This is a genomic window from Arthrobacter sp. Leaf337 (assembly GCF_001423745.1).
GTDB lineage: Bacteria > Actinomycetota > Actinomycetes > Actinomycetales > Micrococcaceae > Arthrobacter.
The window spans coordinates 62,053-88,207 of the sequence record NZ_LMPC01000027.1; the positions used below are offsets into that span (position 1 = coordinate 62,053).

Annotated in this window: 18 protein-coding genes and 2 pseudogenes; 14 read left to right on the top strand and 6 right to left on the bottom strand. The window is 57.9% G+C overall.

The window, feature by feature from the left end; all coding sequences use genetic code 11:
- Positions 1 to 22 precede the first annotated feature (22 nt).
- Complete coding sequence (locus ASF98_RS17610; protein ID WP_156372458.1) at positions 23 to 1,699, top strand: hypothetical protein; 1,677 nt, start codon at positions 23 to 25, stop codon at positions 1,697 to 1,699.
- 404 nt (positions 1,700 to 2,103) lie between these two features.
- Here ASF98_RS17610 and ASF98_RS23805 read toward each other — a convergent pair.
- Positions 2,104 to 3,007: pseudogene (locus ASF98_RS23805) on the bottom strand (IS982 family transposase).
- 71 nt (positions 3,008 to 3,078) lie between these two features.
- Positions 3,079 to 3,894, bottom strand: a complete 816-nt coding sequence (locus tag ASF98_RS17620) for an MBL fold metallo-hydrolase (RefSeq protein WP_055804523.1) — start codon at positions 3,892 to 3,894, stop codon at positions 3,079 to 3,081.
- A gap of 875 nt (positions 3,895 to 4,769) precedes the next feature.
- Here ASF98_RS17620 and ASF98_RS17625 point away from each other — a divergent pair.
- Positions 4,770 to 4,982: pseudogene (locus ASF98_RS17625) on the top strand (IS5/IS1182 family transposase); the annotation flags it as partial.
- A gap of 291 nt (positions 4,983 to 5,273) precedes the next feature.
- On the opposite strand, the gene ASF98_RS23810 reads toward ASF98_RS17625, so the two are convergent.
- Positions 5,274 to 6,116, bottom strand: a complete 843-nt coding sequence (locus ASF98_RS23810; RefSeq protein ID WP_082506916.1) for a glycosyltransferase — start codon at positions 6,114 to 6,116, stop codon at positions 5,274 to 5,276.
- A 494-nt stretch (positions 6,117 to 6,610) separates the two neighbouring features.
- On the opposite strand from ASF98_RS23810, the gene ASF98_RS24250 reads away from it, so the two are divergent.
- On the top strand, positions 6,611 to 7,321 hold the full coding sequence (locus ASF98_RS24250; RefSeq protein WP_156372459.1) for a hypothetical protein: 711 nt from the start codon (positions 6,611 to 6,613) through the stop codon (positions 7,319 to 7,321).
- Positions 7,322 to 7,547: 226 nt separating this feature from the next.
- Here ASF98_RS24250 and ASF98_RS17630 read toward each other — a convergent pair whose 3' ends face one another.
- The 3 genes from ASF98_RS17630 to pdhA are packed head-to-tail and all read right to left on the bottom strand — an operon-like array spanning position 7,548 to position 11,336.
- The gene (locus ASF98_RS17630; RefSeq protein ID WP_055804530.1) at positions 7,548 to 8,999 is read right to left on the bottom strand and encodes a dihydrolipoamide acetyltransferase family protein; all 1,452 of its coding nucleotides are present in this window, start codon (positions 8,997 to 8,999) and stop codon (positions 7,548 to 7,550) included.
- Positions 9,000 to 9,003: 4 nt separating this feature from the next.
- Entirely contained in the window at positions 9,004 to 10,116 is a 1,113-nt protein-coding gene (locus tag ASF98_RS17635; protein WP_055804533.1) for an alpha-ketoacid dehydrogenase subunit beta, read from the bottom strand.
- A complete protein-coding gene (pdhA, locus tag ASF98_RS17640; RefSeq protein ID WP_055804536.1) occupies positions 10,113 to 11,336 on the bottom strand; it encodes a pyruvate dehydrogenase (acetyl-transferring) E1 component subunit alpha in 1,224 nt (407 codons plus the stop codon). Before pdhA ends, ASF98_RS17635 begins: the two co-directional genes overlap by 4 nt.
- 159 nt (positions 11,337 to 11,495) lie before the next feature.
- Between pdhA and ASF98_RS17645 the strand changes: the two genes are divergently transcribed.
- The 11 genes from ASF98_RS17645 to ASF98_RS17685 all read left to right on the top strand — a co-directional run bounded on the left by ASF98_RS17645 (position 11,496) and on the right by ASF98_RS17685 (position 26,047).
- Positions 11,496 to 11,960, top strand: a complete 465-nt coding sequence (locus tag ASF98_RS17645; RefSeq protein WP_055804539.1) for an Lrp/AsnC family transcriptional regulator — start codon at positions 11,496 to 11,498, stop codon at positions 11,958 to 11,960.
- A 470-nt stretch (positions 11,961 to 12,430) separates the two neighbouring features.
- On the top strand, positions 12,431 to 13,918 hold the full coding sequence (locus tag ASF98_RS17650; RefSeq protein ID WP_082506917.1) for a polysaccharide biosynthesis tyrosine autokinase: 1,488 nt from the start codon (positions 12,431 to 12,433) through the stop codon (positions 13,916 to 13,918).
- 387 nt (positions 13,919 to 14,305) lie between these two features.
- Positions 14,306 to 15,421: a glycosyltransferase gene (locus ASF98_RS17655; protein WP_055804542.1), complete on the top strand. Its 1,116-nt coding sequence runs from the start codon at positions 14,306 to 14,308 to the stop codon at positions 15,419 to 15,421.
- A 299-nt stretch (positions 15,422 to 15,720) separates the two neighbouring features.
- Positions 15,721 to 16,629, top strand: a complete 909-nt coding sequence (locus ASF98_RS23815) for a glycosyltransferase (RefSeq protein ID WP_162242340.1) — start codon at positions 15,721 to 15,723, stop codon at positions 16,627 to 16,629.
- A gap of 95 nt (positions 16,630 to 16,724) precedes the next feature.
- Positions 16,725 to 17,855: a glycosyltransferase gene (locus tag ASF98_RS24255; RefSeq protein ID WP_156372460.1), complete on the top strand. Its 1,131-nt coding sequence runs from the start codon at positions 16,725 to 16,727 to the stop codon at positions 17,853 to 17,855.
- Complete coding sequence (locus tag ASF98_RS25205; RefSeq protein WP_082506919.1) at positions 17,852 to 19,078, top strand: oligosaccharide flippase family protein; 1,227 nt, start codon at positions 17,852 to 17,854, stop codon at positions 19,076 to 19,078. Before ASF98_RS24255 ends, ASF98_RS25205 begins: the two co-directional genes overlap by 4 nt.
- A gap of 223 nt (positions 19,079 to 19,301) precedes the next feature.
- Entirely contained in the window at positions 19,302 to 20,330 is a 1,029-nt protein-coding gene (gene gmd / locus ASF98_RS17665; protein WP_055805084.1) for a GDP-mannose 4,6-dehydratase, read from the top strand.
- On the top strand, positions 20,318 to 21,304 hold the full coding sequence (locus ASF98_RS17670) for a GDP-L-fucose synthase family protein (protein WP_156372461.1): 987 nt from the start codon (positions 20,318 to 20,320) through the stop codon (positions 21,302 to 21,304). The genes gmd and ASF98_RS17670 overlap by 13 nt, the downstream gene beginning before the upstream one ends.
- Positions 21,305 to 21,313: 9 nt before the next feature.
- A complete protein-coding gene (locus ASF98_RS17675; protein ID WP_055804550.1) occupies positions 21,314 to 22,798 on the top strand; it encodes a sugar transferase in 1,485 nt (494 codons plus the stop codon).
- A 58-nt stretch (positions 22,799 to 22,856) separates the two neighbouring features.
- Positions 22,857 to 24,170: a UDP-glucose dehydrogenase family protein gene (locus ASF98_RS17680; protein ID WP_055804553.1), complete on the top strand. Its 1,314-nt coding sequence runs from the start codon at positions 22,857 to 22,859 to the stop codon at positions 24,168 to 24,170.
- A gap of 11 nt (positions 24,171 to 24,181) precedes the next feature.
- On the top strand, positions 24,182 to 26,047 hold the full coding sequence (locus tag ASF98_RS17685; protein ID WP_235506065.1) for a DUF4012 domain-containing protein: 1,866 nt from the start codon (positions 24,182 to 24,184) through the stop codon (positions 26,045 to 26,047).
- The last annotated feature ends 108 nt before the right edge of the window (positions 26,048 to 26,155 follow it).

Here is a 26,155-nt window from a genome sequence, read left to right on the forward strand (position 1 = left end):
GCTACGCAGGTACCTTCTAGCCATGAACGGCAAGAAGAGTAACAATGCAGTGTCCCCCCAGGGCGGGAACGCCGCGGTGAAGCGCCGGGGACTTCTCCGGATTGGCACCCTCATGACGGCATTCACTAGCGCTTCCGCTATCTCAGCTTTCAGTAACACTGGGGCTCAAGCGGCTCCGGGGGATAAAACCTCTCAAAGTTATGTGCCTACCGCCGAAAAGGGCGTTGCATTAGGCGTCGCAACGTTGGACTCTGCGTCCAAAATTCCGCCTGCGCAACTTCCAGACCTTTCTTCCACCGTTGCCATTAAGGGCCTCGAGAGCTCCAAGGTGGATAAGGCGGGGACAGGATGCGTCTACGCGACCGACTATGGGGTGACCGCAGACGGCACAAGCGACGACACCGTCGCTCTCCAGGCATTCGTAACATATATATGCAGTAATGCGAGAGTCGGAATCCTCCCGGCCGGGACGATAAAGCTCACCACCAAGATTGATTTCCCGCAAAGGCCAGGGTGGCAGCTGCGTGGCGCTGGCTCAGAAAAAACCATCATCTTGCAGGCCGCGGATAACGTCCCGATCTTCGATATCGGCGCAACGTCGGGGCCGGCTGTTCACACTTTCTTGATCCAAGACATACGCTTCACCTTCGCCAACATACAACCGCCGACTAACACGAATGCCAACCCCATCGTGTTCAGCAAGGAAGCCTATTGGGGGACGTTCAGCCGACTCGTCTTCGTGAGGGGGTTCTATGCCTTCAAGGTGAACAACGCGGTTGGTGGACCATGGGGTTCAGTGTGGGACGGGATTCGCTGCGGATCGGAAATGACCGGCGGCGTAATGAACTGGTCGCTGTGCATTAACGGCGTACCGAACAATCACTTCGGGCGCATCTTCCTAGACGGGTCCAACATGCTCGGACCGATCTTCTGGGTCCGAGGTTACAACTTCACCATTGACACCATCGAGTTCGCCGCTGTTCACCAAGGCGCCCAACTGCTGGTACTCGATCCATCGTCACGTGTAGAGGTCTGCACCCTGAAGCTGGAAAACGGCACCTACGGACCCGGCTTCAACGGCAAGGCGCTGGTGGAGCTAAAGGGAAATGCCTACATGAATCTCGGCAACTTCCACATGGGCGGCAACAACATGGTCATGAACATGACCGGCGCCAAGTGCTACATGTTCGCCGTTAACAGCGGTGCAGGCGGCGGCGGGTACCTCCGCGCCGAGTTCGTTGACGCTCAATGGACTTCAAGGGCCGGCAATTCCTACGTCGCTTCGCCAGGCACCCTCGCCCGCGGCATTGATATCGGGGGGACACTTCTCTCACTCTGGGATATTACGGATTCCTCTTCGTCAACAACGCAGAACCGAACTCGCATCCTGTCCGCGATGAACGGCCGAATAAGCCTGGACAGAGGTGACGCCGACGTCACCCTGTCAGTCGGCAACGACAACATACAAATGTTCAACACACCGCTCACCGCGCCCCGCGTCGTCACGCTGCCCAGTGTGGGTGCCGCGTTCAATGGCCTCGAATACACCATCGTCTCCGCCGGAGCCGTGAACGGGGCCAACATCCTGACAGTCAAGTCCGGCGAAACTCCGCTCGCTACCCTAGCGGTGGATAACACTTCCATGCGCATAGGCTTCCGACGAACCAACACCCGCGACTGGGTCGTGATCCCTAAGTAACTGTCATACCCCAGATCGAAGGACCGAAAGACCGGGACCGTTCCCCAAACTTAGGCGCCGCTCGGATTGTTTCCAGTTAGGCGGGCGAACCCGAGGGGGTTCGTGACTACCGACGCGCAACGTAACATTAGGTGTTCTGGAGATTCGGGACAGACTGTTTTCAGACCCAATTGCAGGGATACCTTTTACTCGCCTCCCGGCCGGTACCACTCGAAAGACGTCGGCCCCTATCGCTCGTGGGCTCCCATGGAATCTCCTGCAACCGCTGAGCTATCTCGACGCCCCGCGCTTGACCCCTCGGTGAGAAGGGAACGATAGACCGGCCTGGCGAACCCCGCCATGAGCGAGCAATGGCACGATTCCCGCGTGGAATTGAATACCTAGATGATTAATTCCTATTGGTTTCAGTGGTCGCAGGCGATTAGGGAGCGCTTGCGGGGCGCGCCGGTGAGCCAGTTGTGCCAGATTCCGGCCGCGAGAGCAAGGAGCCGTGCAGCGACGCGTGCTTTGACGCCTTCAAGGGTGCGCCCGCCGTGTTCGTCGAGGGTGAGTTGGCCTTTGAGGGCATCGAAAACTGACTCTATCCATTGCCGGATGCCGCCGGGTTTGCCGAAGCGTGGCTTTTCGTCCTTGTGGTCAGGTCTGATGAGGTGTGCGCCGAGGTCTGCTGTGATGAACCGTTCAAAGTCCTTGCCGGCGAAGCCTTTATCGCCCAGGATGACCTGCCCGGCTCGGACGAGGTGATGGTCCTCTTCCAGAAGGGCCTGGGTGGCCTCGCGTTCGCCGACATTTCGGGTTCGCCAGGCCCCAGATGACCGGCATTCCTTCAGGGGTGCTGATCAAGTAGAGACGGAAGCCCCAGAAGAAACGTGAATGCGACGCGCAGTAGCCGTAGCTAGCATGGCCGGCAAGATCGCTGCGTTGGACGGTTACCCGTGACATTCCGCAGGGCAGCGGGGTGGAATCGACCAGCCGGAGCACGTCATACCAGGACGGGATGTCCTTGGCCAGGGCTGTGATCGTCGCGGAGATCAGCGTCCCGGCGGCCCGAAACCGTTTGTTGTATCCAGATTGCTGCGGGATGTCGGGGAACATCCCGGTCAGGTGCGTCCGGGCGTAACGGATCCACCTGGTTTCGGAGGAGTATCCGAGTAATTGCTGTGCCACCACCAGGCAGAGCAGCTCGGCATCAGACAGCCCGGGCTTGCGCCCGGGCCGCCGGTCCCGTGACACGCCAAGATCAGGCAGGACACGGTCGGTGAGAAGGACATAGAGTGTGGTCAGGACGGTGTTTAGTTCGGGGTTCACATACCGGGTTTAACACTCTCCGCCTTACTTTAAAAGGCTCACCACCGTCCTACGCAATAGGAATTACTCATCTAGTGCTGCGCGCGAGTCTCCTGTAGCCGCCTGATGAACCAGCGGGACTGCTCCGGCCCATACGGCAGTATGGGGATGGCCTTGGTGGCGTCGCTGGGGGTGTCGCGGATGGACTGGATGGCCTGGCGGACGGCCGTGGACATGGTGTTGGCCATGGTCTTCACGAACTGGTCGCTGCAGGGTTCGCCGTGGCCCGGGATGAGGAATTCATAGCGGTGCCGGAGCGCGGAGATGTGCCGCAGGGCGACGGCCCATTCCTCCGGGAAAGCGTCCTCGAAGGAGGGGTGTGAGCCCTGCTCCACGAGGTCGCCGGCGAAGAGCGTGGTGGACGTTCCCACCAGCAGGTCGCCGTCGGTATGGCCGCGTCCCAAATAGAAGAGGGTGACGGTCTGGCCGCCGAGGTCCACCAGGACGGGCTGGTCTTTCACGATGGCATTGGGGACCACCAGTTCGGAGTCAGCTCCTTCGCCTGCCGCCATTTCCGGCTCCAGGGCGGCGACCATGCGGCGCTGCTGGTCCCCGTTGTCCTCAATCTCCCGTGCACAGTTCTCGTGGGCATAAAACTCCGTGACGCCTTCGTCCGCGAAGATAGCGTTGCCGAAGAAGTGGTCGTAGTGGGCGTGCGTGTTCACCACCATCAGCGGCAGCTGGGTCTTTTCCCGCACCGCCGCCAGGATTTCCCGGCCCTGCCGGGGCCCGCCGCCGGTGTCGATCACTATGGCGCGTTCGGCACCGATTATGAGTCCGGTATTGAGCTTCGAGCCTTCGGTGGTCAGCACATGGTTGCCCTGGCCGACCTCCATCCATCGCGACATTCTGTTCTCCGTATTCGTGCGTTCCGGCGATCCTAGGACTCGATTCTACCCAGGAGACTTTGAGACCCCCGAAGGGGGAACGGATTCAGCGCGACCCAAGCCGTAACCGTAGCGGACTAAATGTTTACCCGTCCGAAACCTTTACCTGCGTACTCTCTGACTATGGGGACTAAACAACACAAAGCTCTTTGCTCGGCGTGTGGAACGGCAACCAACCACGTTACGGTTTACTGGAATTCCAGCGACGACGGCTCTCTAATTGCGAATGTTCAATGCTCCGAGCACTCGGACGTACCAGCATCTTGCTAGTGAACGCGAATTGATATCCGTGGCGAACCCATGTTGGACATCGGTTTTTGACGAAAAGTCCGGCCGGCAGTGAAGTCACGACCGCAACGCCAACGTCTTTAAGCTGGGAGGCGCACTGCGGAACATTAGAACGTCACATTCCCTACGGAGCTTCCCGGCTTTCACTGCAACGCCGACGGGAGGGTTCAGCTCAATGATTTCCCATGTTTGGCATGCCGGTGCGGTTACCGGGGGCCAAGGGCGTCAGGCGATTCCCGTGGCCGGACTGCCAGAGAACAACCGTCACCGAGGAGCATCCGATGGCTGGATCCCGGGCGAAACTCACTGCCCGGGCCGCCGGGTGGGCGACCGATGCACCGCAGCGTTCGATCTCTCGGCTTCCGCCCTGGCCCACCATCCCTGCGTTTCCGGCTCTTCGCGGTTGGTGGGGAAATGATTTCGTGTCGTAGCTAATAAAGGGCCCGTGACCCTGCTGGGATGAGTGTGTCTAGCATTCAACCAGGAACAGGACCACGATCCTTGACTAAGGCTATCGTTGTGGCGTCCGACACTGCCACCGCCACCGCGCCATGGACCCGGCCTTCCAGGATGACTACCGCACCCACCGGCCCATGGTCGAGCGGTCCATCGCCTGGCTCACCCGCGGCTACCGACGCGTTCCCCACCGCGGCATCAAACGGGACAACGCCTGGCTGAAGTTACGGACCACGGGACTAATCTTGCGACGAATGCTTGCCCTCGGACTGACCACGAAGAAGGGACCATGGGCGCTGGGATGATCCACCGCCCGGACACCGGCCAATCTATAAAACCACTGAATGACGCCCCGGATCCGAAGCAGAATGAACGCAAGCGGGCGGAACGACCCCGTTGTCGCACCTTAGGGTGCTGACCGGAACACGCCACTTGACGGCCATTGGTGGCGTTCCGTCCGCCCCACCACCAAGTTGTTCAGCAGCCTCCTAGGGCATCGGCAGGCCCCTGCAGATCGGCGCCGAAGCACTCACCGCAAAAAAGGCCGCCGTCTATCCCCGAAACCTACGCCAGCACATAACTCATGCGTTTACGCCTCAGGAAGCCCTCCCAGTAAACCGGTTCACTGCAACACGTAGGACCCACAAGATTCTGTGTGGCTTGCGGAATACGTGCGCAGTCAATTGAGCCACCGTCCTAAGCTGACTGGCTCGAAGCTGGAATTTTCCTACTGGAGAAGGCTCTATTTGGACGTCAAAATATGCAGCTACAACCTCGGGGGCGGCTCGAACTCCTCGCAATGCGTTGCCAATATTCAGACCATGTACCATTTGCAACCACATAGGATGAGTCACTACTTGCCTAATCGGCCCAAATTCGGCGATCTTATCATGCCGTCCCACATAGACGCCACGCAAAGGCTTGGCAGTCCGTCTTTCAATTAGTGAGATAAAAGGGCCAGATGGATCCGAACGGTAGTAAACTTCCCCTTCATCCGACATCTGGAGGCCGGACTGAAAGTTTATGAATTGATGATCCTCTTTACCGAATTGCGCCTGCACTGCATCGATGAAGTCCCGAGCCAATGCATCGTCATTGTCCACTCTCGTGGTGATAACCCAATCAGCGCTTACTCGTTCCTGCACGGCGGCAGCAGCCTTTTCTGGGCTTAGTGGTCCATCCACCCATACTGGCTCAAAAACTCCGGCAGCAAGGCGGTCAACTTCATCCTGGAACCATTCATCGCGATCGGCGTCGAAATAGATCAACCATCTGAAGTTCTTGTTTGTCTGGTTTATGACAGAGTAACGACACAAGCTTTCAAAGTATCCGATGCGATGGCGTAACCAGGCCTCACTAGCCCGCGCATCAAGCCGAGTATTAAATCTCGTCAGCAAGAAATGGTCGAAGTCCGAAGGATTAGGCGAAACGGTCCCCATGAGTATTCCTGTCTACTTTGCCGGGCCAGTTCGGTCTTCCGGCGAGCCCACGCTGTTTTCGTGGGCTAATTGAACGTCAATACGCGGTCTTCAGCCGATCAGCTGTAACGCAATGTTCGTGGCTTAGTATAGGTCACACCAACTACGAACAGGCGGCATGTAACTCCATACCTTCCCGACCACGCCTCCGGGAGCGCGACTAATCCCCGAAGTCTGGGTCGTCGCCTGCCGGTACTCTGCAGACATTGGAAGGTGCGGAAGTTCGACCCAAGCAGCCTTGTTCATCGTTCATCTGATGTTGGCATCGCAAACCCTTGAAGACCCAGGGCCAATCATCCAGCTCGAATCGGTCGAATAGCATGTGCCAGTAACAAACTATCTCCTGTCAGGTACCGGCATAGGATCACCATCGCGGGGTCCGGGCCGTGGGCGAGGCAATGCCTCTCCTGCATGAGCCGGCACCTGGGTCCGGTTCCTCCCGTATGCTAGAGGTCATGGGGAACAACCTGATTCTTTTGACCGCCGCAGTTACGCCTGATGTCGCCTTCGGGTCTTCTCTGTCCGATCCGAAGGAAAGGCTCCGTCAATACCGCTCGGCCATCGATGAGTGGTCACGTGTAGCGGATGCGTCCGATTGCGATCTGGTCACTGTTGAAACGACGGGTTCCGGTGATTCCCTGCGCGATCAGGTAAGAGTCGTAGACTTTCACGCCTCTGAAGACACAAAACAGCACGGGAAGGGCGCAGTTGAATCCGCAGCCCTCGACGCGGCCATCTTGGCTTGCGGACTCCCAGACAGCTCGACAGTCCATAAAGTGACAGGACGACTGACGCTCCGCAACGCTGAACGCTTAGTCGCTCCCCTGGATAATGGCGCGAGGGTTCGGAGAACGTTGGACCGAACATATTGCGACACCCGTTTTTTCTCCACAAACGTTAAATTTTGGCAAACTCACCTGTCCGGTATGGCTAACGAGGTGGCCGACGATAGTGGTCGCTATTTGGAGCACGTGATGGCTCACCGCCTGATGAATGCTGAGTATGGTGGCACCGCTGTCCAACGCTTTCCTGAACGCCCGATGCTTCTTGGTGTTTCCGGCACGACGGGCAAATCATATGGCACTCTGTGGCAGCGTGCGCTTTCCCCAGTTTTGCTAAGAGTTGAGGGTCTTCTCGACACCCGACTCAGGCTAAAGCAAATCTGACCAAAATCCATCACCTCCACGGAGCATGAGGCCGCGCCAGCATCCGGCTAACCTATCTGACTCCAGTCGCCTTAGTCCATAACGGGCGAGCCAGAGCACTATCTAGGCGGATGTTATTCGCCACCGACTTGGGTCGGCGTATTATCCTCCCTACGCCCCATCTTCATGCCCAGTGGGCGTCGTGGAAATCCGTCGGCAGCCCTACCCAACGCAAGATGTAGGAGGCTTAGACGTCGGTCAACACCGTCCCTGGGTTCTCCATCGCATCAGCCACGTACCGTAAGAACCCTCCGGCCGCGCCCCCATCGCACACCCTGTGGTCAAATGTCAGTGTCAGCTCAGTGACTTTGCGGACGGCAAGCTCACCATTGACGACCCACGGCCTGTCGATGATTCGGCCAACGCCAAGAATCCCCACCTCCGGCTGGTTGATGATCGCAGCAGAGCCGTCCACTCCGAAGACCCCGTAGTTGTTCAGCGTGAAGGTGCCGCTACCTAGCTGGGAAGGCGTCGCCCTGCCCTCCCGTACGACCACGGTGAGCCGGCGGATTTCGGCATCCAACTCACGAGCACTCATCCTGTCCGCGTTGCGGATGGATGGCACCATGAGCCCGCGTTCCGTCTGCGCTGCGAAGCCCAGGTTGACTCCGTCGAATGCGACGATCTCCTGGCTCTCACCGCCGACAGCGTCCTCCGTGGTGACGATTCTGGTGTTCAGCTCCGGATACTTCTTCAGCCCGGCGGTGACAAACCGCGCTATGAACGCCAATAGGCCGGGGGTGTTGTGCGGGTTCGCCCTCTTCAAGGCAGCACGCATCTCCACGAGGGCCGTAGCATCAACATCTACCCACACCGTGGCTTCCGGGATCTCCGAGCGGCTGCGGGTCATATTCGCGGCCACTGCCTTCCGAACGCCGCGGACAGGCGTCCGGGCGGTGACGCGAAGGCCAGTGCGGGAGTCGGTTTCCGCTCCGGTTTCGACAGGCTCAACCACCGGGGCGGGAGCAATCGCCGCTTCGACGTCCTTACGCATGATCAGCCCGCTCGTTCCCGAGCCCTGCAGGTCGCTCAAGTCAACGCCGTGGTCACGGGCCATTCGGCGGACGAGCGGCGAAATTACGGCACCGAGTTTGCCAGGCACGCGTGTACGCAGAAGCACGAGATCGTCGGCGGCTTTCTCGGCACTTGTCGTTTCGGCGGGCTCAACCACCGGGGTACGAGTTGCGACAGCACTGGCCTCAACATGTTCGACCACCGGCTGCTTCCGCGCGCGCGTGCGGCGGGCTACACCGTGGCCGCCGGATGTTCCGTAGCCGATGAGGACGTTGCCGGAGCCGGCTTTTTCCTCTTCGCGGTAGGTTTCGGCCGCTGTGGTTTCTGCAGGCTCGGTTTCAGCTGGCTTGGTCTCGACAGGCCCGACCGCCGCTTTGGCGCCAACGGGTGTCACCGAGATCAGCGGCTTCCCTACGTCGAGCGTCTGGCCTGGCTCCCCATGCAGCACAGCGACAGTGCCGGCGTACGGGGACGGGACTTCCACCATGGACTTCGCGGTTTCGACCTCGGCGATGGGCTGGTCCACCCGGATTTCGTCGCCCACTGCCACGAGCCAGTTCACGAGTTCGGCTTCGGTGAGGCCTTCGCCCAGGTCCGGCAGCAGGAATACTTTCGTTTCGCTCATCTGATCAGTCTTCCCACTGGAGGTCGTCAACGGCGTCGAGGATGCGGTCCACGCCGGGCAGGTAGTAGTGCTCAAGTTTCGGCGCCGGGTAGGGCACGTCGAAGCCCGTGACGCGGCGGATCGGCGCGGCCAGGTAGTGGAAGCACCTCTCCTGGACGCGGGCCACAATTTCCGAGGACACCGACGCGAAGCCGTGGGCCTCGGCGATGACCACGGCCCGGCCGGTCTTGCGGACCGAGGCGCAGACGGTTTCGTCGTCGAACGGCACTATGGACCGGACGTCGATGACTTCCAGCGAGCGACCTTCTTCGGCCGCCGCGGCTGCGGCGGCCAGCGCCGTGGGCACCGACGGACCGTACGCGATCAGCGTGGCATCCGTACCTGGACGTGCGACGGTGGCACGGCCTCCCGAGGATGTCCCCCGTTCGGTGTTGGCGGCGTGTTCGGCCCGGAGCCCTTCCAGGTCCACCAGGTCCTTGGACCAGTAGAGCTTCTTGGGCTCCATGAACATCACCGGGTCGTCGGAGTCGATGGCTTCGCGGAGCATGCGGTAGCCGTCGGCCACGGTGGCCGGGGTGAAGACCTTGAGGCCGGCGGTGTGGGCGTAGTAGGACTCGGAGGAGTCGCAGTGGTGCTCCACTCCCCCGATGCCGCCGGCGTACGGGACACGGATGACGATGGGCAGCTTGACCGCACCCTTGGTCCGGTTGTGCATCTTGGCCACGTGGCTGACGATCTGTTCGAAGGCCGGGTAGGCAAAGGCGTCGAACTGCATCTCGATCACCGGGCGCATGCCGTTCATGGCCATTCCCACGGCCATACCGACGATGCCGGACTCCGCCAGCGGGGTGTCAAAGCACCGGGACTCACCGAAGGTTTTAGTGAGTCCGTCCGTGATCCGGAAGACGCCGCCGAGCATTCCGACATCCTCGCCGAACACCAGCACGGAGGAGTCGGCGTGCATGGCATCCGCCATGGCGGTGTTTAGGGCTTTGGCCAGGGTGATGGTCTGCGGTCCGGTCGATTCAGCCGTGGCAGCTGCCTTGGCGGCGGCACGGGCGGTGGCCGCGCTGACGTTGCCATGGACCTCGGAGGACGTAGTGACGGTGGGGCTCATTTTGCGGCCTCATCCCGGGAGATTTCGTCGGCGAGCATGGCTGACTGTTCCTTCAGCTGTGGGGTTGGTGTGGAGAAGACGTATCGGAAGAGGTCCTGCGGGTCCACTGGGACGTCCTCGCCCAGGCCTTCGCGGAGCTGCGTGGCAACCGCCTCCGCCTTCTCCGCAATCCGGGCGGCGCCGTCGTCGTCGAGCAGTCCGCGATCCGTCAGGTAGGTCTGCATCCGCTTCAGCGGATCCCTGGCCACCCACTGGGCCACTTCGCTGTCCTGGCGGTAGCGGGTGGCGTCATCGGCGTTGGTGTGGGCCTGCATGCGGTAAGTGTGGGCCTCCACCAGGAGCGGGCCGGAGCCCTCGCGGGCCAGCTTGACGGCGCGGCCCAGCACGGCGAGCAGGGCGACCACGTCGTTGCCGTCCACACGTTCACCGGCCATGCCGTAGCCGACCGCCTTGTGGGCGAGCGAAGGCGCGACGGACTGGTGGGCCAGCGGCACCGAAATGGCGTACTGGTTGTTCTGCACGAAGAAGACAACCGGCAGATGGAAGACGGCCGCGAAGTTGAGGGCCTCATGGAAGTCGCCTTCGCTGGTGGCGCCGTCGCCACACATGGCCAGAACAACGGTGTCCTCGCCGCGGAGCTTTGCGGCGTGGGCGACGCCGACGGCGTGGAGCAGCTGGGTGGTGAGCGGCGTGCACTGGATGCCCACCTTGTGCTTTGTGGGGTCATACCCACTGTGCCAGTCGCCGCGGAAGAGCGTCATGGTCTGAACGGGATCCACGCCCCGCGCCATCACGGCCACGGAGTCGCGATACGTGGGGAAGATCCAGTCGCCGTCGGCAAGGCAGAGGGCGGCCGCCACCTGGCAGGCCTCCTGGCCGTGGCTTGATGGGTAAACAGCCATGCGGCCCTGGCGGACCAGAGCGGAATTCTGGTCATTGACGCGGCGGCCGACGACAAGCTGCTCGTACGCGGCCAGCAGTTCGGCGTCGCCGGGCAGCGCGTATTCGTGGCCGGGCTGGGCGCCCTGCTCGGTGTGGGGGTTCAGGGTGCCGTCCTGGTCCACCATTTGGATCTGGTGGCGGGCCGGCAGCATGTAGTCCTCCACCGTGATGCCGAACTTGCGCACAGCCTCGGCTGCCGCACCTTCGGTCACGTGGTTCCCGTTCGCCTGTTCCGGCGCGTCCTGCCCGAGGGCGGTGTGGTCCGCGGAGATCGTCATTGGTCCGTCCTTCTGTAGCCACTATTCGCTTCAAGTATCGCTCTGAAGGAACTTTCGTATCCAGTCCCGTGCAGAATCGTGGAGAAGTACGCGATTGTGGCCTAGTCTGAAAGACGAATCGTAAGTGTGAGCTGCATTACCGGCGGGAGTTGTGGACAAATGGCAGAGACGGAAGCGGACCAGGCGGCGGTGCCGCTGGATGACGTGGACCGGAACATCATTGCGGAGCTGACCCGGGACGGGCGGATGTCCGTGACGCAGGTGGCCGAGAACGTGCACATCTCACGGGCGCACGCGTATACGCGGATCGCCAGGCTGACCGGCGAGGGCGTGCTGACCAAGTTCACGGCGCTGGTTGATCCTATTAAGGCGGGACTCAAGTCCTCTGCCTACGTAACGCTGAAGGTGAGGCAGCATTCCTGGCGCGAACTGCGGGAGCTGCTGCGTGCGATTCCGGAAGTGCACCACATTGCCTTGGTTGGCGGGGACTTTGACGTCATCCTGCTGGTGCGGGCCCTGGACAACGTGGACCTGCGCCGAGTGATCTTCGACCAGTTGCAGTCCATGCCCGGGGTGTTGGATACGCAGACGTTTCTGGTGTTTGAGGATGTGGATACGCGGTAGAGGCTGGATCTCGCGACCACCAGTTGACGACTCCGTCTTGTATCGCACCGTAGATGGCAATTCACACCGACGAGTCAGCTCTCGAACCAACGCTTCAGCCCGCAGGCCAAAGTTGACCGTGAACCGCGCGAACTCCTGACCACCGACGCCAACTTGAGTCCCCGACGGGTTCCACTTTCAAACAGGCATGGCAGAGGGTTCCAGAAAGCACAACCCTCTCTGGTGCCGGCACGAGGGCATCAGGACAGCAGCACAACACCTGCGTTCAGATATCGGAATGGTTTGACGGAAACCTAATGGCCGTGCTGCCGACGCCCGGAATCGAACAAGTCTTAGATGTGCGGCGTCACCCTCCTAGTGCGAATTGAATAAGGTGTCCGACCGTTAGAATGGACGGGATGCAACACTCGCGCTGTGGTGGTGGCAACTTCCCGCCGACAGACCTCAGCAATCGACACAGGGGGCCTGGCTTGGATTTACGCGACTATATCCGCATTTTGCAGCGAAACTGGATGGTAGTTCTAGGCGCTATGTTGATTGGACTGCTTGCGGGAGGCGCAGCATCCGTTCTCGTCAAGCCAACTTACACGGCCGAAACGCAGCTATTCGTCGCCATTCAGAGCTCCGGGTCGGTTCAGGAGCTCCAACAGGGCAACACATTCAGCCAAGCCCGAGTTCAGTCCTATGTTAAGACTGCGGCCACTCCGGTTGTGCTTCAACCAGTAATCGACAGCCTGGGCTTGGACTTATCGCCCGGCGATCTGGCTGAACGGGTAACAGCTTCGGCCGATCTAAATACAGTGCTAATCAAGATTGCTGTAGATGACCAGTCTCCAGTCCAAGCTGCTGCAGTGGCTCAGGCAGTAGGCGACAGCCTCATTCGCGCAGTCGAGAGACTCGAAGCCCCGAAAAACGGCGGCACTTCGCCAATCAGTCTTTCCGTAATCACTCCCGCTGCGGCACCATCTTCGCCATCGGCGCCAAATACAAGACTAAACCTCCTACTGGGTCTTCTAGTTGGCACATCGTTAGGAGTCGGTGCCGCGCTGCTGAGAACTACCCTCGACAACCGTATTCGAGGTGAAGCTGACCTGCGAGGTGTGACCGAATCACCCCTCCTGGGCGGTATCGCGTTCGACAGCGACGCCACAAATAAGCCCCTGCTTACGCAAGCGCCGCACCAAAGCCCTCGTGCTGAATCATTCCGCCAGATACGAACAAACTTGCAGTTCGCGAACGTGTCCGGAATTGCTCAAACGGTTCTGATTACGTCATCCCTGCCGGGAGAAGGTAAGAGCACCACAGCAACCAACATAGCGATCGCCCTGGCCGAAGCCGGTCAAACAGTATGCCTTGTTGACGCAGATCTCCGGCGGCCCATGATCAATGAGTATCTGGGTCTCGACAGGAACGCGGGTTTGACTACTGCTCTGGTGGGCCTTGCACCGGTTGGCGACCTTCTTCAACCTTGGGGTAACGACCAACTGTTTGTCCTAACGTCCGGCCAGATACCACCAAATCCGAGCGAATTGCTAGGGTCGGCTGCCATGAAGAATCTGATTAGCGGTCTGGAAGCGGAGTTTGACGCCGTCATCATTGACGCTCCTCCCCTACTTCCGGTCACAGACGCGGCCGTACTCTCACAGCACGTGGGAGGAGTAGTTGTCGTAGTCGGATCACATAAGATCAAACGCCAAGACCTCGAGAAATCCATGCGGGCACTGGAAATGGTGGAGGCTAATTTGCTCGGGATAATCTTGAACCGCCTTCCATCCAAAGGTCCGGATGCCTACACCTACAGCTACTACAGCCATGAGGGCGACTCGGGACGCAGGCGCGAGAAACGCGGACGTAACGAAGGACAGTTCCACATAACGAATAGTTACGACACTTCAGACAACGACGGTTGGAACACCGACACACGACCACCAGCGTTCTTCCCGGATTCGCGCGTTTAACCGCGTTCCGGGTCTAGATGAGAATATTCGCTGTAGCGGAAGTCCGCTTGGTTACGCATCTCTGACAAGGGGGGTCCTAGCCAAGTCAGATTATGGCCCGCTGGCTCTGACACTTAGCCTGCGGCGCGCTAAAGGGGAGTCACAAGGCCTGGTCAGATTCCGCAGGCCGAGAGTCCTCGGATCGTGTATTCCACGCGCTCAGCGCGCCAAAACGAAGTAATATGCAGACGACCTTAGGGATTCCCCTATGGTCCGAGTGGATTGACGACCCCAAATAGTACCGCAGTACTTAGGTGCCACAGTTTAGAGGAAGTAAGAAATGCCCAGAAGAATCGACGCTTTGGAAACGGTTACAACTGGCGCCCGGCCCGGATCCGGACGCCCATAATGAGCGGACTTATAGTCCACGAATGGATTTCGAAGGCTGGAGGCTCGGAAAAAGTTCTCGATGCCTTCACGGAGATTTACCCCGATGCGGACATAAGGTGCCTTTGGAGTGACGTTAATGATCGATATGCAGATCGAAACGTACACGAGACATGGATGGCACGAACACCGCTCCGCAAATCAAAGGCGGTAGCACTCCCATTTATGCCAGTGACATGGGCTATACCACCCAAAAAGGACTTCGAGTGGGTCCTGACCAGCTCTCATTTGTTCGCTCACCACGCCCGAGTCATGAACGGATCGCTACCAGCAAGAAAGTTCTCCTACGTGCACACTCCGGCGAGGTACCTCTGGAGTTCCGACCTCGACGAGCGGGGAGCAAATCCGGCAATCCGGGCGGTTGCGCCTCTATTCAGAGTCATAGATAAAGCTGCTTCAAAATCTACATTCGAATTTGCGGCTAATAGTGAGTTTATTCGAAAGAGAATTCAAACAACGTGGGGCTGCGATGCGAAGGTAATATATCCACCTGTTGATGTAGCCAGAATTCAAAGCGTGGCGGACTGGTCGGATTTTGTAACAGGCGATGAACGACGCGTCCTAGATTCCCTTCCCACAAACTTCATTCTTGGTGCTTCACGTTTTGTTCCATACAAACGACTTGACCTAGTGATCGAAGCAGGTCTGGCGTCGTCACTTCCTGTCGTCATAGCCGGTTCTGGGCCAGGCTTGCGAATGCTTAGAGAGCGTGCCGACGAAAGCGGCATTCCAGTGATATTCGTGGAGCGACCATCCGATGAAATGCTCTTCGCACTATACCAACGCGCCATGGTCTTCGTTTTTCCGGCCATCGAGGACTTTGGCATTATGCCCGTTGAGGCCATGGCGTGTGGCACTCCTGTTGTTGTTAATTCCGTTGGCGGAGCCAGCGAAAGTGTCAATGCGCCGATTGCGGGGGTTGCAATAGAGGAATTCACAGGAAGGGCCATTGCGGATGCCGTCTATAACTCGGCAGGCATCGAGCGAGATGTGGTCTCAGAAAATGCACGAAGATTTTCGCTCCAAAGGTTTAAGACCGAAATTGCCGAGTGGATTAGTCGGGGAAATTCAATATGAACAAACTAGCGGCACACGCTAATAGAAGAACCAGTCAGCCGAATATTTTGGTCCTGGGGACCGCTGACTGGGATCAGGCTATCGCGACCAACCAGCACTATATTGTGCGTGAATTACTTCGCTCTTATCCCTTGACCTACAGTGAATCTTTCGGACTACGAAAACCGGAGTTTCGGCGCCGCGATTTGTCACGAATGGTCAAGAGGCTTCTCCCTCGCAGAAAACGATCGGCAACTATAGCCATGAAGGGCAGGCCTCGACCAACAGGACTAGATGTCGTATCACCTATTATTATCCCATTGCACACCAGCATTTCACGCCCTTTTAACAAACGGAAAATTCATCGCCTTTTTCGTCACTGGATCACGGCGGAGGGGCCGAAGATCCTGTGGACTTACACACCCGTGACATATGGCCTTGAGGAATATGCCGATTCGACTGTCTATCACTGCGTAGATCTCTTGGGTGAGTTTCCCGGCGTCTCAGCATCGATGATCAGGAACCAAGAAGCTCGTCTGGCACCACACACAGCTACGGCTATTGGTAGCAGCCAGGTCGTCGAACAACATTTAATTGATACAGGATTCAAAAACGTTCTACATTGGCCGAACGTCGCGGATGTTGAAACTATCCTGAATGAGCGACCGACCGAATCAGCCAGAGACCCCAAGCGCGTTGTGTTTGCGGGGAATCTAAGTCGAGCCAAAGTGGATTTCAAACTGCTGCGCGACATCGTTGAAGCTGGCTTTGAATTGCACCTGGCTGGCCCGATCGCCGAGGGCGGAGGAGACGCGACTCCAGAAGTGGAGGACTTAAGGGAGCGCGGAGCCGTCTATCACGGACTCCTGTCGCTAGAGGAACTATCACGACTTTACTGGACCTGTAGCGTCGGACTAATTCCGTACAAACTCACGTCGTACACACGTGGCGTCAATCCACTTAAGACCTTTGAATACCTCGCGGCGGGCTTAGGCGTCGTCTCTACAGCCGTTCCGGCAGTCCAAGCTGTCCCAGGACATGTCGTTGTAGTCGAGGATGCCATCGATTCTGCTGCTGCAATTGAGGCAATCTTGTCGGTGACCAACTCAGATGCCGTCGACTCCAGGATGGAAATTTCCAAGATGAATAGCTGGCTCGGCCGAGGTGAATCTGCTCGACAACTAGTGGCTGATACCTTCGCCGATATCGACACGCCTGGAAGTCTATAGTTGAGATTCTTTAGTTCGTGCTGGCTGCGGAAGGATTTCCATTCCTTCCGCGGGCGTGCTCCAGCCGGACGTTGACTTAACCTGAAAGGAAGCAAATGAAAGTTCCTGACGCGCCCAGGTCTGGGCCCGTGGTCATTATGGAGCCAAATTTCAACGGCCACCGCATGGTCTATTGTCGACTAATATCGGAATTTGCGCTTTCGCAATCGAGGCAAGTAATTCTCGCAACTAGCTCCGAAACAATTGATTCGACCGAGTACAAGACCCACATGAAGCACCTATCTCATAAGATATCTATCCATGATTTAGGGCCGCTCATGCCAAAGCCTAGCTGGCGATACCAGCGAAGATTGCTTCGCAACATTGACCGAATAGTAGCTGGTGATCATTTTGCCCACATAATTGTCTTGGAGGGGGATAAGTTCATTCTCCCACTGGCCGCCCATACTACGTCTCATCGAAAGGCCTTGACCGTACTTGTTATGAGGGCTCCCCTTGAAGCCCGAGTTTCAGGGTTCAATAACCTCCTCAAGCGATTCGGCATCGCCGTATCTCAGCGGCGAGGCGTTGATATAAAAGTTCTGGCACCAGCACTCAAAGCTATACACCCCTATCGCTACCGGGGATATGATGCCGTGCCTGATCCAGTTGACATCAGTTCTACACCTGAATCAATAGAACGGTACCGGGCGGATATGAACCTGGATATGTCCAGACTGTGGGTGGGCGTATTTGGAAACATTACTCCGCGAAAGAATCTCGATCTAGTTGCCGACGCAATCGGGAAGTGCCATTCATTGCAATATGGCCTTCTGATAGCTGGAAAGATCACCCAGGAAGAGCGTTCAAGGTGCGATCCGAGTCTCCAGCGTCTTCGCGATTCCGGAACAGCCGTGATTTTCGACTCTCGACTGCTATCCGATAGCGAGTTGGATTCAGCGATCGCATCGGTACAAGTAGTAGCCATTGCTCACAGTTCGGAGGGACCCAGCGGAATCTTGGGCAAAGCCGCTGCTTCCGGCGTCCCAGTTGCGGCAGCTGGGGCAGTCAGCCTGCGAGAAGATATTGAACGGCTTGGCGCTGGCACGTGGGCACCGCTAGATGTAGACGCTTTCGCCGACGCGTTGCACGGCGCTGCGACCTCTACTCGTAAGGAAAACGCCGGGTTGGCTGATGGTCGGGACTTCGCTTCAGCTTTGCTGTCAGTCACGCCGGGCAAGCAGTGAGTTTCTTCGGTAAGTTGTGGGCGCAGAAGAGATTTGGTTCTGCTCTAGCTTTCCGAGTCATCGCCCGGTTCGCTGGTTCACTAGGTCAAGCTGGGTTCCTGATTCTTCTAGCACGAGAACTCGGACCCGCTGAATTTGGCATAGTAGCCATCGTTTTGTCTGTCGGATACATAGTCAGTGCGTTCACGAGCTTTGGCACAGGCGTACGAGTCCTCCGGTTGGCGGCTGAGACCGATTCTCAGCGAACGGCTACAAAGTTCCTGTACATGCGGATAACTGGCACCGCATTGACGGCTGTGATTTGCAGCACTATGGTCTTTGCCGCAAGCCCGACCTCGACGTTAATTGCCGTCTCTATGATTGCCAGCGATCAAGTGGTCGATTACGCTCAGGCATATTTGGCTGGTACCAATCGGCAGATCAAGTCGTCGCTGGTTGTCATTTTCCAGCGACTCATTCCGTTCATGGTGATCGGTTCTGCGAGCCTCGCCAGTTTTTTCTCCGGAGAGCTGATCATGATCAGCTTCTTGTCGACTCTCATTTGCGGCCTACTGATTCCCTTGCGAGAACGAGCGAAAAGTGTGAGGTATTGGTCAAAGGACACTTGGTCGGAACTTAAAGGTTCCACTGGCTATTGGATGAGTAGTCTGGCTCCCAATATCGGTCAGTTGCAGGCACCGGCGCTAGGGCTAGTAGTCGACGCTGCGAGCGTTGGCCTCTTTGCAATAGCTGCAAGGTTGACGAACCCACTCTCGATTTTGGTCGGGGCTCTTCAGACTCTTCTGATGCCCGAGCTAGCCCGCCGGCGGGGCACGGCTCGATTTCGAACCCTGTATCGTGCCTCAGTGTCAGCGTCGGCTGCCTACGGACTCGCACTATGTCTTTCAGCATGGCTAATCACAGATATCGCAATTCTACTTCTAGGACGAGACTATGAAAGTGCGCGTTGGCTCATCATCGGGATGATCATTGCGTCGGGAATGTCCGCAGTCTCTCAGGCATTCCAGTCGAAGCTCTTGGCTGAGGGCAGGGCCGCGGTTGTTGCATGGATCGTCGGTACTGGAAGTTCTATCGGACTTGCAGCCTTAGTGGTAATCGTGGCCCTAGGTGGTATGCCGTGGCTCTGGGTGAGTCCAATAGTTGCCCAAGCCATAATCGCGGTAGGCCTTGCGTCGAGCGCCAACGCCGCCCTTCCCAGAGTGGGTAGACATTCCAATCACTAGTCTGCCCAGGCAGAGGACGCCCCAGTTTCCGGGACGCCATTCGCTCCCCGGACCACTCCTCCTGACGAACTCTGGAAGCCTTCCCCGGTTAGGTTGGTGAATGACCCAGCCGAGAAACATTCCTGTCAATGGCGTCGCTGTAGGTAGTATTGGGGCGGATAAGCTTCACAACATCGCGCAGCATTCCTTGTTGCGCGATTCTTCATTTTACTTGGGGGCACCTTTGACCAAACGCGCGTTAATCACCGGCATCACTGGCCAGGATGGCTCTTACTTGGCAGAACTACTCCTGCGTAAGGGGTACGAGGTCCACGGACTCATCCGAAGGGCTTCGACGTTCAACACGGCACGGATCGACCACATGTATGTAGATCCTCATGACCCAGCAGCTAAGCTTTTCCTTCATTACGGTGACTTGAGCGACGGTGCTAGGCTCGTAACGCTCCTTGCGGAAATTAAGCCAGACGAAGTGTATAACCTGGCCGCACAGTCCCATGTGCGAGTCTCGTTTGATGAACCAGAGCACACGGCAGATACAACAGGTGTCGGCACAATCCGCCTTCTCGAAGCGGTTCGTATGTCAGGTATCAAGACTAGGTTTTACCAAGCTTCCTCCTCCGAAATGTTCGGTGCCACACCGCCGCCCCAGAATGAAGAGACGCCCTTCTATCCCCGCTCTCCCTATGGCGCGGCCAAGGTGTACAGCTACTGGATCACAAAGAACTACCGCGAGGCGTACGGCATGTTCGCTGTCAACGGGATTCTCTTTAATCATGAATCCCCCCGCCGCGGTGAGACGTTCGTCACTCGGAAGATCACGCGAGCTGTGGCTGCAATCAAAGCCGGGAAGCAGGACGTTCTGTATATGGGTAACCTGGATGCCGTCCGCGACTGGGGATACGCTGCCGAGTACGTTGAGGGCATGTGGCGGATGCTCCAAGTTGATGAACCGGATGACTTCGTTTTGGCCACGGGCGGGAACTACACCGTGCGCGACTTCCTTCAGATCTCATTCGAACACGCCGGCCTCAACTGGGAGAATCACGTACGCTTCGACGAGCGCTACCTGCGCCCGACGGAGGTTGACGCTTTGGTGGGCGATGCCTCTAAAGCTCAGGAGAAGTTGGGGTGGAAGGCGTCCGTCCATACGCCGGAACTGGCGCGCATAATGGTCGACGCTGACATTGAGGCTCTCAAGCATGCGGGCAATCATTGGATCGACAGTGTGGACCTGGCAACGTGGAAGAACTAAACGTCGTGCCGACCGATTTCACACCCGGCGAACTTGATAGGTCAGAAACTTTCTACGTTGCAGGTCATAAGGGCCTAGTTGGGTCCGCCATTTGGCGAAACCTTAAAGCCGCAGGTTTCACTAATCTGATCGGCCGCACTTCGTCCGACCTCGATCTGAAGGAGCGCGATGCGGTGTTCGCGTTCTTCGCGGCAACCAAACCAAAGTATGTGGTGCTTGCGGCGGCTAAAGTCGGAGGAATTCTGGCTAATAGCACCTATCCAGTGGACTTCCTCAGCGAAAATCTCCGGATTCAAGTAAATGTCCTGGATGCTGCGGTCAAACACGGTGTAGAACGTCTCCTATTCCTCGGGTCGTCGTGCATCTATCCCAAGTTTGCTGAACAGCCCATACGTGAAGATTCCCTGCTCACAGGTCATCTAGAGCCGACAAACGATGCCTACGCAATCGCCAAGATTGCCGGAATCATGCAAATTCAGGCCGTCCGTCGGCAGTACGGGCTGCCGTGGATTTCTGCTATGCCGACTAATTTGTATGGGCCGGGAGACAACTTTTCTCCTGAGGGGTCACATGTACTGCCGGCAATGATTCGGCGTTATGACGATGCTGCCAAGTCGGGTGCCTCCAGCGTGACCAACTGGGGCACGGGGACTCCTCGGCGAGAATTCCTGCATGTGGATGACATGGCGTCTGCGTGCCTGCACCTCTTGGAGAACTACGATGGGCCCGCCCAAGTAAACGTGGGCACCGGGACTGATGTAACTATCAAGGAACTCGCAGCGATAGTTGCTGATGCTGTGGGCTTCGACGGCGAGATGGTCTGGGATACCACCAAACCGGACGGTACGCCACAGAAGCTCTTAGATGTATCTGAGCTCACCAAAGCGGGCTGGACTGCAGGGATCGGGTTGCAAGACGGCGTTCAGCGGACTGTCGAGTGGTACCGCGCAAACGTCGACAGTGTCAGATCCTAAAGGCTAGCAATGGGGGCAGCGGCAGGCTTGAAAACCAAAGTCATAAAAAGCATTCGAGAATCAACGGGCGCTTCTGACTGGCGGCGACGGTACTCGTCACGCATTAGGTTTATTGACGCCGGAGTAATCATCTGGGCAGTGGCGGGTGCCTTCGGCATCAGATTCGGTATCCCTGACCTCGACACCAGCCACATTCGTGACTCTGACTACGTCCTGCTCTCCATTGCACTTGTTGTAGCGTGGTGGATCTTACTTGAGGTCTGGGGCTCACGAGAGGCTCGAGTACTCGGCTCAGGAGCAGAAGAATACAAGCGCGTTATTGCCAGTTCCGCCTGGTTGTTCGGTTTAGTAGCGATCGTGTCTTATGCACTGAAGATAGACACAGCCCGGGGTTTTGTCGGTTTGGCTTTCCCCGCAGGTGCCGCGGGCCTGCTAATAGGTCGTTGGCTCGTCAGACAGCACCTTTCCCTGGAACGTAAATATGGGAAGAGCGACTCACGGGTACTTATCATTGGCGGCCCATTCTCTGCGGCCCACTTGGTCCGATCACTTAATAGCGCACCTTCAGCCGGGTATCGCCCTGTTGGTGTTCACTTGCCCGGGGCTGTTCCTGAACTGACGTCGAACTTCTCAGTGCCGGTCACTGGCACTCAGGCCGACTTCGATTCCATACTGGCCATCATTGTCGAGGCAAATGTAGATGCTGTGGCTGTCTCTGCGGGTGTTAACATGCATCCCCAAGACCTTCGACGACTCGGGTGGGAGCTTGCAGCGAGAGATATTGGGATGATCTTGGCACCGGCTCTTACGGACGTAGCGGGACCTCGAATTCATACCCAGCCGGTCGCTGGTTTACCACTGATCCATGTGTCTACCCCCAAGCTCACAGGCGGGAAGAAAGTGGCCAAGCGGGCTTTCGACATAGTAGGTGCGGGCGTGTTGGTTGCCTGCCTCGCGCCGTTGTTCCTTGTGTTGGCTGCGCTAGTCCGCTTTACGGATCCTGGCCCTGTCTTCTATCGCCAAGAACGAATTGGTCTTCGCGGGACGACTTTTCACATGCTGAAGTTCCGGTCTATGAAAGTCGACGCTGACGCCCAGTTAGGCGAGTTACTGGCAGCACAAGGCTCCGCTGATACACCTCTTTTCAAGGTTGAAAATGACCCGAGGATCACGCCCCTAGGACGGGTCTTGCGAAAGTACTCTCTGGATGAGCTGCCCCAGCTACTCAACGTGCTGGGCGGTAGCATGAGCCTTGTCGGCCCGAGGCCGCAGCGCGAAGGCGAAGTTGCACTCTATGACGACGCGGCCCATCGGCGGCTCTACGTTAGTCCTGGCATGAGCGGCCTTTGGCAGGTCAGTGGGCGCTCCAACCTTAGCTGGGAGGAGAGCATCCGGCTCGACCTCTACTATGTGGAAAACTGGTCGCTCATGGGTGACGTGGTCATTCTCTTCAAGACTTTCAAAGCCGTATTTACAAGCACGGGCGCGGTTTGAAAAGTTCCGCTCTTTTTCAACGGCAACAACCGCCCATTCTCTTGGGGAAGGCATCAAAATGCGTATATCAGTAATCGGCTGCGGGTATCTCGGAGCCGTCCATGCAGCTTGCATGGCCAAACTTGGACACGATGTCGTTGGCATAGACGTTGACGAACAAAAAATTGCTGCACTCTCAGCAGCCAAGGCACCGTTCTACGAACCGGGACTTGAAGAGCTTCTCGAAGAGGTCCAGACAACCGGCCGGTTGTCCTTCACAACCGACATGTCGGCGGCTGCCGGCAGTCGTGTGCACTTCGTCTGTGTTGGCACTCCACAGAAGAAAGGCGAGAACGGCGCGGACCTGACCTACGTCGATGCCGCCGTCAATGGGCTCGTGCAATACTTGGCGCCGGGGGACATCGTCGTAGGAAAATCGACGGTCCCCGTTGGAACAGCCTCGCGGCTCTCCGATCTGGTGAGAGCTCACGAGTCGGATGCCCATCTGATATGGAATCCCGAGTTTCTTCGCGAAGGCCACGCAGTAACCGACACGCTCAATCCTGACCGGTTCGTTTACGGCGTCGCCGGTGGCTCCGAAGACCATCCGGCTGTCGCTATCCTGGACGACGTCTACTCTGTTTCGCTCTCCGCTGGAACTCCTCGGCTCATCACTGATCACCCGACCGCCGAGTTGGTCAAAACCGCCGCCAACTCATTCCTGGCGACCAAGATCTCCTTCATCAATGCAATGGCTGAACTGTGCGAGGCTGCTGGCGCTGACGTAACGCGTCTGGCGGATGCTATCGGTATGGACGACCGAATCGGCCGGAAATTCCTCAATGCCGGCATCGGCTTCGGCGGAGGCTGCTTGCCGAAGGACATTCGGGCTTTTATGGCACGAGCCGGCGAATTGGGTGCGGACCAAGCCCTAACCTTCCTGCGGGAAGTTGACTCTATCAACATGCGGCGCCGCACGCGCGTGGTGGAACTGACTCGCGATCTCTGCGGCGGAACCCTGCTGGGCAAGCGAATTACAGTTCTGGGAGCAGCATTCAAGCCGGAAAGTGACGACGTTCGAGACTCCCCCGCGCTCAGTATTGCCGCGCAACTCCAGCTGCAGGGTGCCGTTGTGACCGTGACAGATCCCAAAGCCCTTGCGAACGCGGCCAAGAGGTTTCCGGAGCTTCATTACGAGACCGAGACAAACATTTCAGTCGAAAAGGCCGACGCCCTGCTGCTACTTACGGAGTGGCAGGAATACCGGAATCTTGACCCGTACGAGCTCGGCGGGCGCGTCTCATCCCTCCGCATCCTTGACGGACGCAACGTTCTGGACTCGGAAAAGTGGCGAGCCGCGGGCTGGGTTTATCGCGGGTTGGGACGCCCTTGACGATGGGTCACATGGATGACGACCAAAACCCGGCCGTAAGGGGCCCCAGTCGCTCTAAGGGTCTGGCTAGAAGCAAGCGGCGCCGTCCGCTCCTTATTTCGGCGGTGGTTCTTGCCTCGGTTGGACTCCTGCTGCTGGCTGCTGGCGCATGGTTGGGTACAAGAGCGAACATCGTCAAGAACCAGCTTGAAGCAGCGGCTCAGCTAATCCCTGTACTCAAAACGGATATGGCGGACAACAAGCCCGAACAGGCCTCCGATACGGTCGAACAGCTCCGCTCGCATACAAAAGCGGCACGCGAAGCCGTCGAAGATCCGGTCTGGACATTAGCCTCCGTAGCGCCCGGCGTTGGCCCGAACTTCAGTGCAGTGGCTGAGGTTGCTCGCTCAGCTGACGACGTATCCACGTTGGGCGTCGCCCCACTGGTCCGGGTGTTTGATTCGCTCAACTGGGACAGCCTTGTACCGAGCAGCGCAGGGACCGACCTGAGCGGCCTCCAAAAGGCCTCCCCTAGTATTGTGTCCGCGGCTCATGCTGTTCGCGTATCTGCGGATCGGCTCGAGCGAATCGATGCCGGCGATCTCTTGCCCCAGGTCGCTGACCCACTGGCGCGAGCTAGGGAGCAACTTGAGGCAGTGACCGGAGCGCTGGACGCTTCGGCCGATGCCTCACAGGTCGCCCCCGGCCTGCTGGGGGCAAACGGCCCGCGGAACTACCTGCTGATGATCCAAAACAATGCCGAAGTCCGGGCCTCGGGAGGCATCCCCGGAGCTCTTGCCGTGCTGACCGTCGATCAAGGGAGACTCTCGCTGGCCGCCCAAAGCAGTGCTGGCGACGTTGGAGTCATGCAACCGCCTCTGCCCGTTGACGCCGAACAACAACAGATCTATTCCGGACGCCTTGGAAAATTCATGCAGGACGTCAACCTGACGCCGGACTTTGCTACTACTGCGACTACAGCCCAGGCGATGTGGGAGCGAAAATCAGGACAGCGCGTCGATGGCGTCATTTCTATGGACCCTGTGGCACTGAGCTACATTTTGGACGCCACGGGCCCTGTCAAAATCAGCAACCCAGAACTACTCGCATTGGCTTCCGGTCTCCCTACGGAGTTGAACGGCAAGAACGTTGTGCCGACTTTGCTCTCCGATGTCTACGCCAAGATCGAACAGCCAAAGCTTCAAGACGCCTACTTTGCAGGCGTCGCCCAGGAAGTCTTCACTGCTCTCTCCAACGGTAAGGGTGACGCGAAGGCCCTCGTCGAGGGCATTACGCGCGGAACTAGTGAAGGGCGCGTCCTTGTTTGGTCGGGCAAGACGGATGAACAGTCGATCATTGCAAAGTACGCCTTGAGCGGCTCAGTATCCGGCGCCAGCGTCGCTCCGGCTCAGTTCGGCGTGTACTTCAACGACGGAACAGGCGCCAAGATGGACTACTACGTCAAGCGCACGGTGCAACTCGTTGAAGAATGCACTGGAAATGACTACGGACAACTAAAAGTCCGGATCACGAGCACCAATACAGCACCGGCGGATGCCGCTAACGCATTGCCGGAATACGTGACTGGGGGCGGCATCTTTGGCGTACCGCCGGGTTCGGTACAGACAAATGTCATCGCTTACGGCCCAGTCCAAGCGAACGTCGAAACCGCGACCGTAGACGGCAAAAAGACGGATTTCGCCGCGCACAGGCACAGCAACAGGCCAGTAGGATCCGTAACAGTCACTTTGGCGCCTGGTCAAAGCAGCACAGTGGAACTGACTTTCGGAAAGATTGTCCAACACACTGAACCTAACCTGGTTGTCACGCCGACTGTCCAGCCAATCAAAGATGTGGTGCTCGGCACCAAACCGGCAGAATGCGTTCCGGGTAAGTAGACATCGCGTTAACAGTATGTAAAGCGACTTGATTCACTTTGGTAACACCCGTCACGGGGTGTTACCGTTTACTCGGGCACATCAAATGAGATTTCAACCTACGGTCAC

Excerpts from the sequence above, each read along its gene's own strand:
- ASF98_RS17610 (WP_156372458.1), top strand. The coding sequence starts at position 23 with ATGAACGGCAAGAAGAGTAACAATGCAGTGTCCCCCCAGGGCGGGAAC.
- ASF98_RS17620 (WP_055804523.1), bottom strand. The coding sequence starts at position 3,894 with ATGTCGCGATGGATGGAGGTCGGCCAGGGCAACCATGTGCTGACCACC.
- ASF98_RS23810 (WP_082506916.1), bottom strand. The coding sequence starts at position 6,116 with ATGGGGACCGTTTCGCCTAATCCTTCGGACTTCGACCATTTCTTGCTG.
- ASF98_RS24250 (WP_156372459.1), top strand. The coding sequence starts at position 6,611 with ATGGGGAACAACCTGATTCTTTTGACCGCCGCAGTTACGCCTGATGTC.
- ASF98_RS17630 (WP_055804530.1), bottom strand. The coding sequence starts at position 8,999 with ATGAGCGAAACGAAAGTATTCCTGCTGCCGGACCTGGGCGAAGGCCTC.
- ASF98_RS17635 (WP_055804533.1), bottom strand. The coding sequence starts at position 10,116 with ATGAGCCCCACCGTCACTACGTCCTCCGAGGTCCATGGCAACGTCAGC.
- pdhA (WP_055804536.1), bottom strand. The coding sequence starts at position 11,336 with ATGACGATCTCCGCGGACCACACCGCCCTCGGGCAGGACGCGCCGGAA.
- ASF98_RS17645 (WP_055804539.1), top strand. The coding sequence starts at position 11,496 with ATGGCAGAGACGGAAGCGGACCAGGCGGCGGTGCCGCTGGATGACGTG.
- ASF98_RS17655 (WP_055804542.1), top strand. The coding sequence starts at position 14,306 with ATGAGCGGACTTATAGTCCACGAATGGATTTCGAAGGCTGGAGGCTCG.
- ASF98_RS24255 (WP_156372460.1), top strand. The coding sequence starts at position 16,725 with ATGAAAGTTCCTGACGCGCCCAGGTCTGGGCCCGTGGTCATTATGGAG.
- ASF98_RS17675 (WP_055804550.1), top strand. The coding sequence starts at position 21,314 with ATGGGGGCAGCGGCAGGCTTGAAAACCAAAGTCATAAAAAGCATTCGA.
- ASF98_RS17680 (WP_055804553.1), top strand. The coding sequence starts at position 22,857 with ATGCGTATATCAGTAATCGGCTGCGGGTATCTCGGAGCCGTCCATGCA.
- ASF98_RS17685 (WP_235506065.1), top strand. The coding sequence starts at position 24,182 with ATGGATGACGACCAAAACCCGGCCGTAAGGGGCCCCAGTCGCTCTAAG.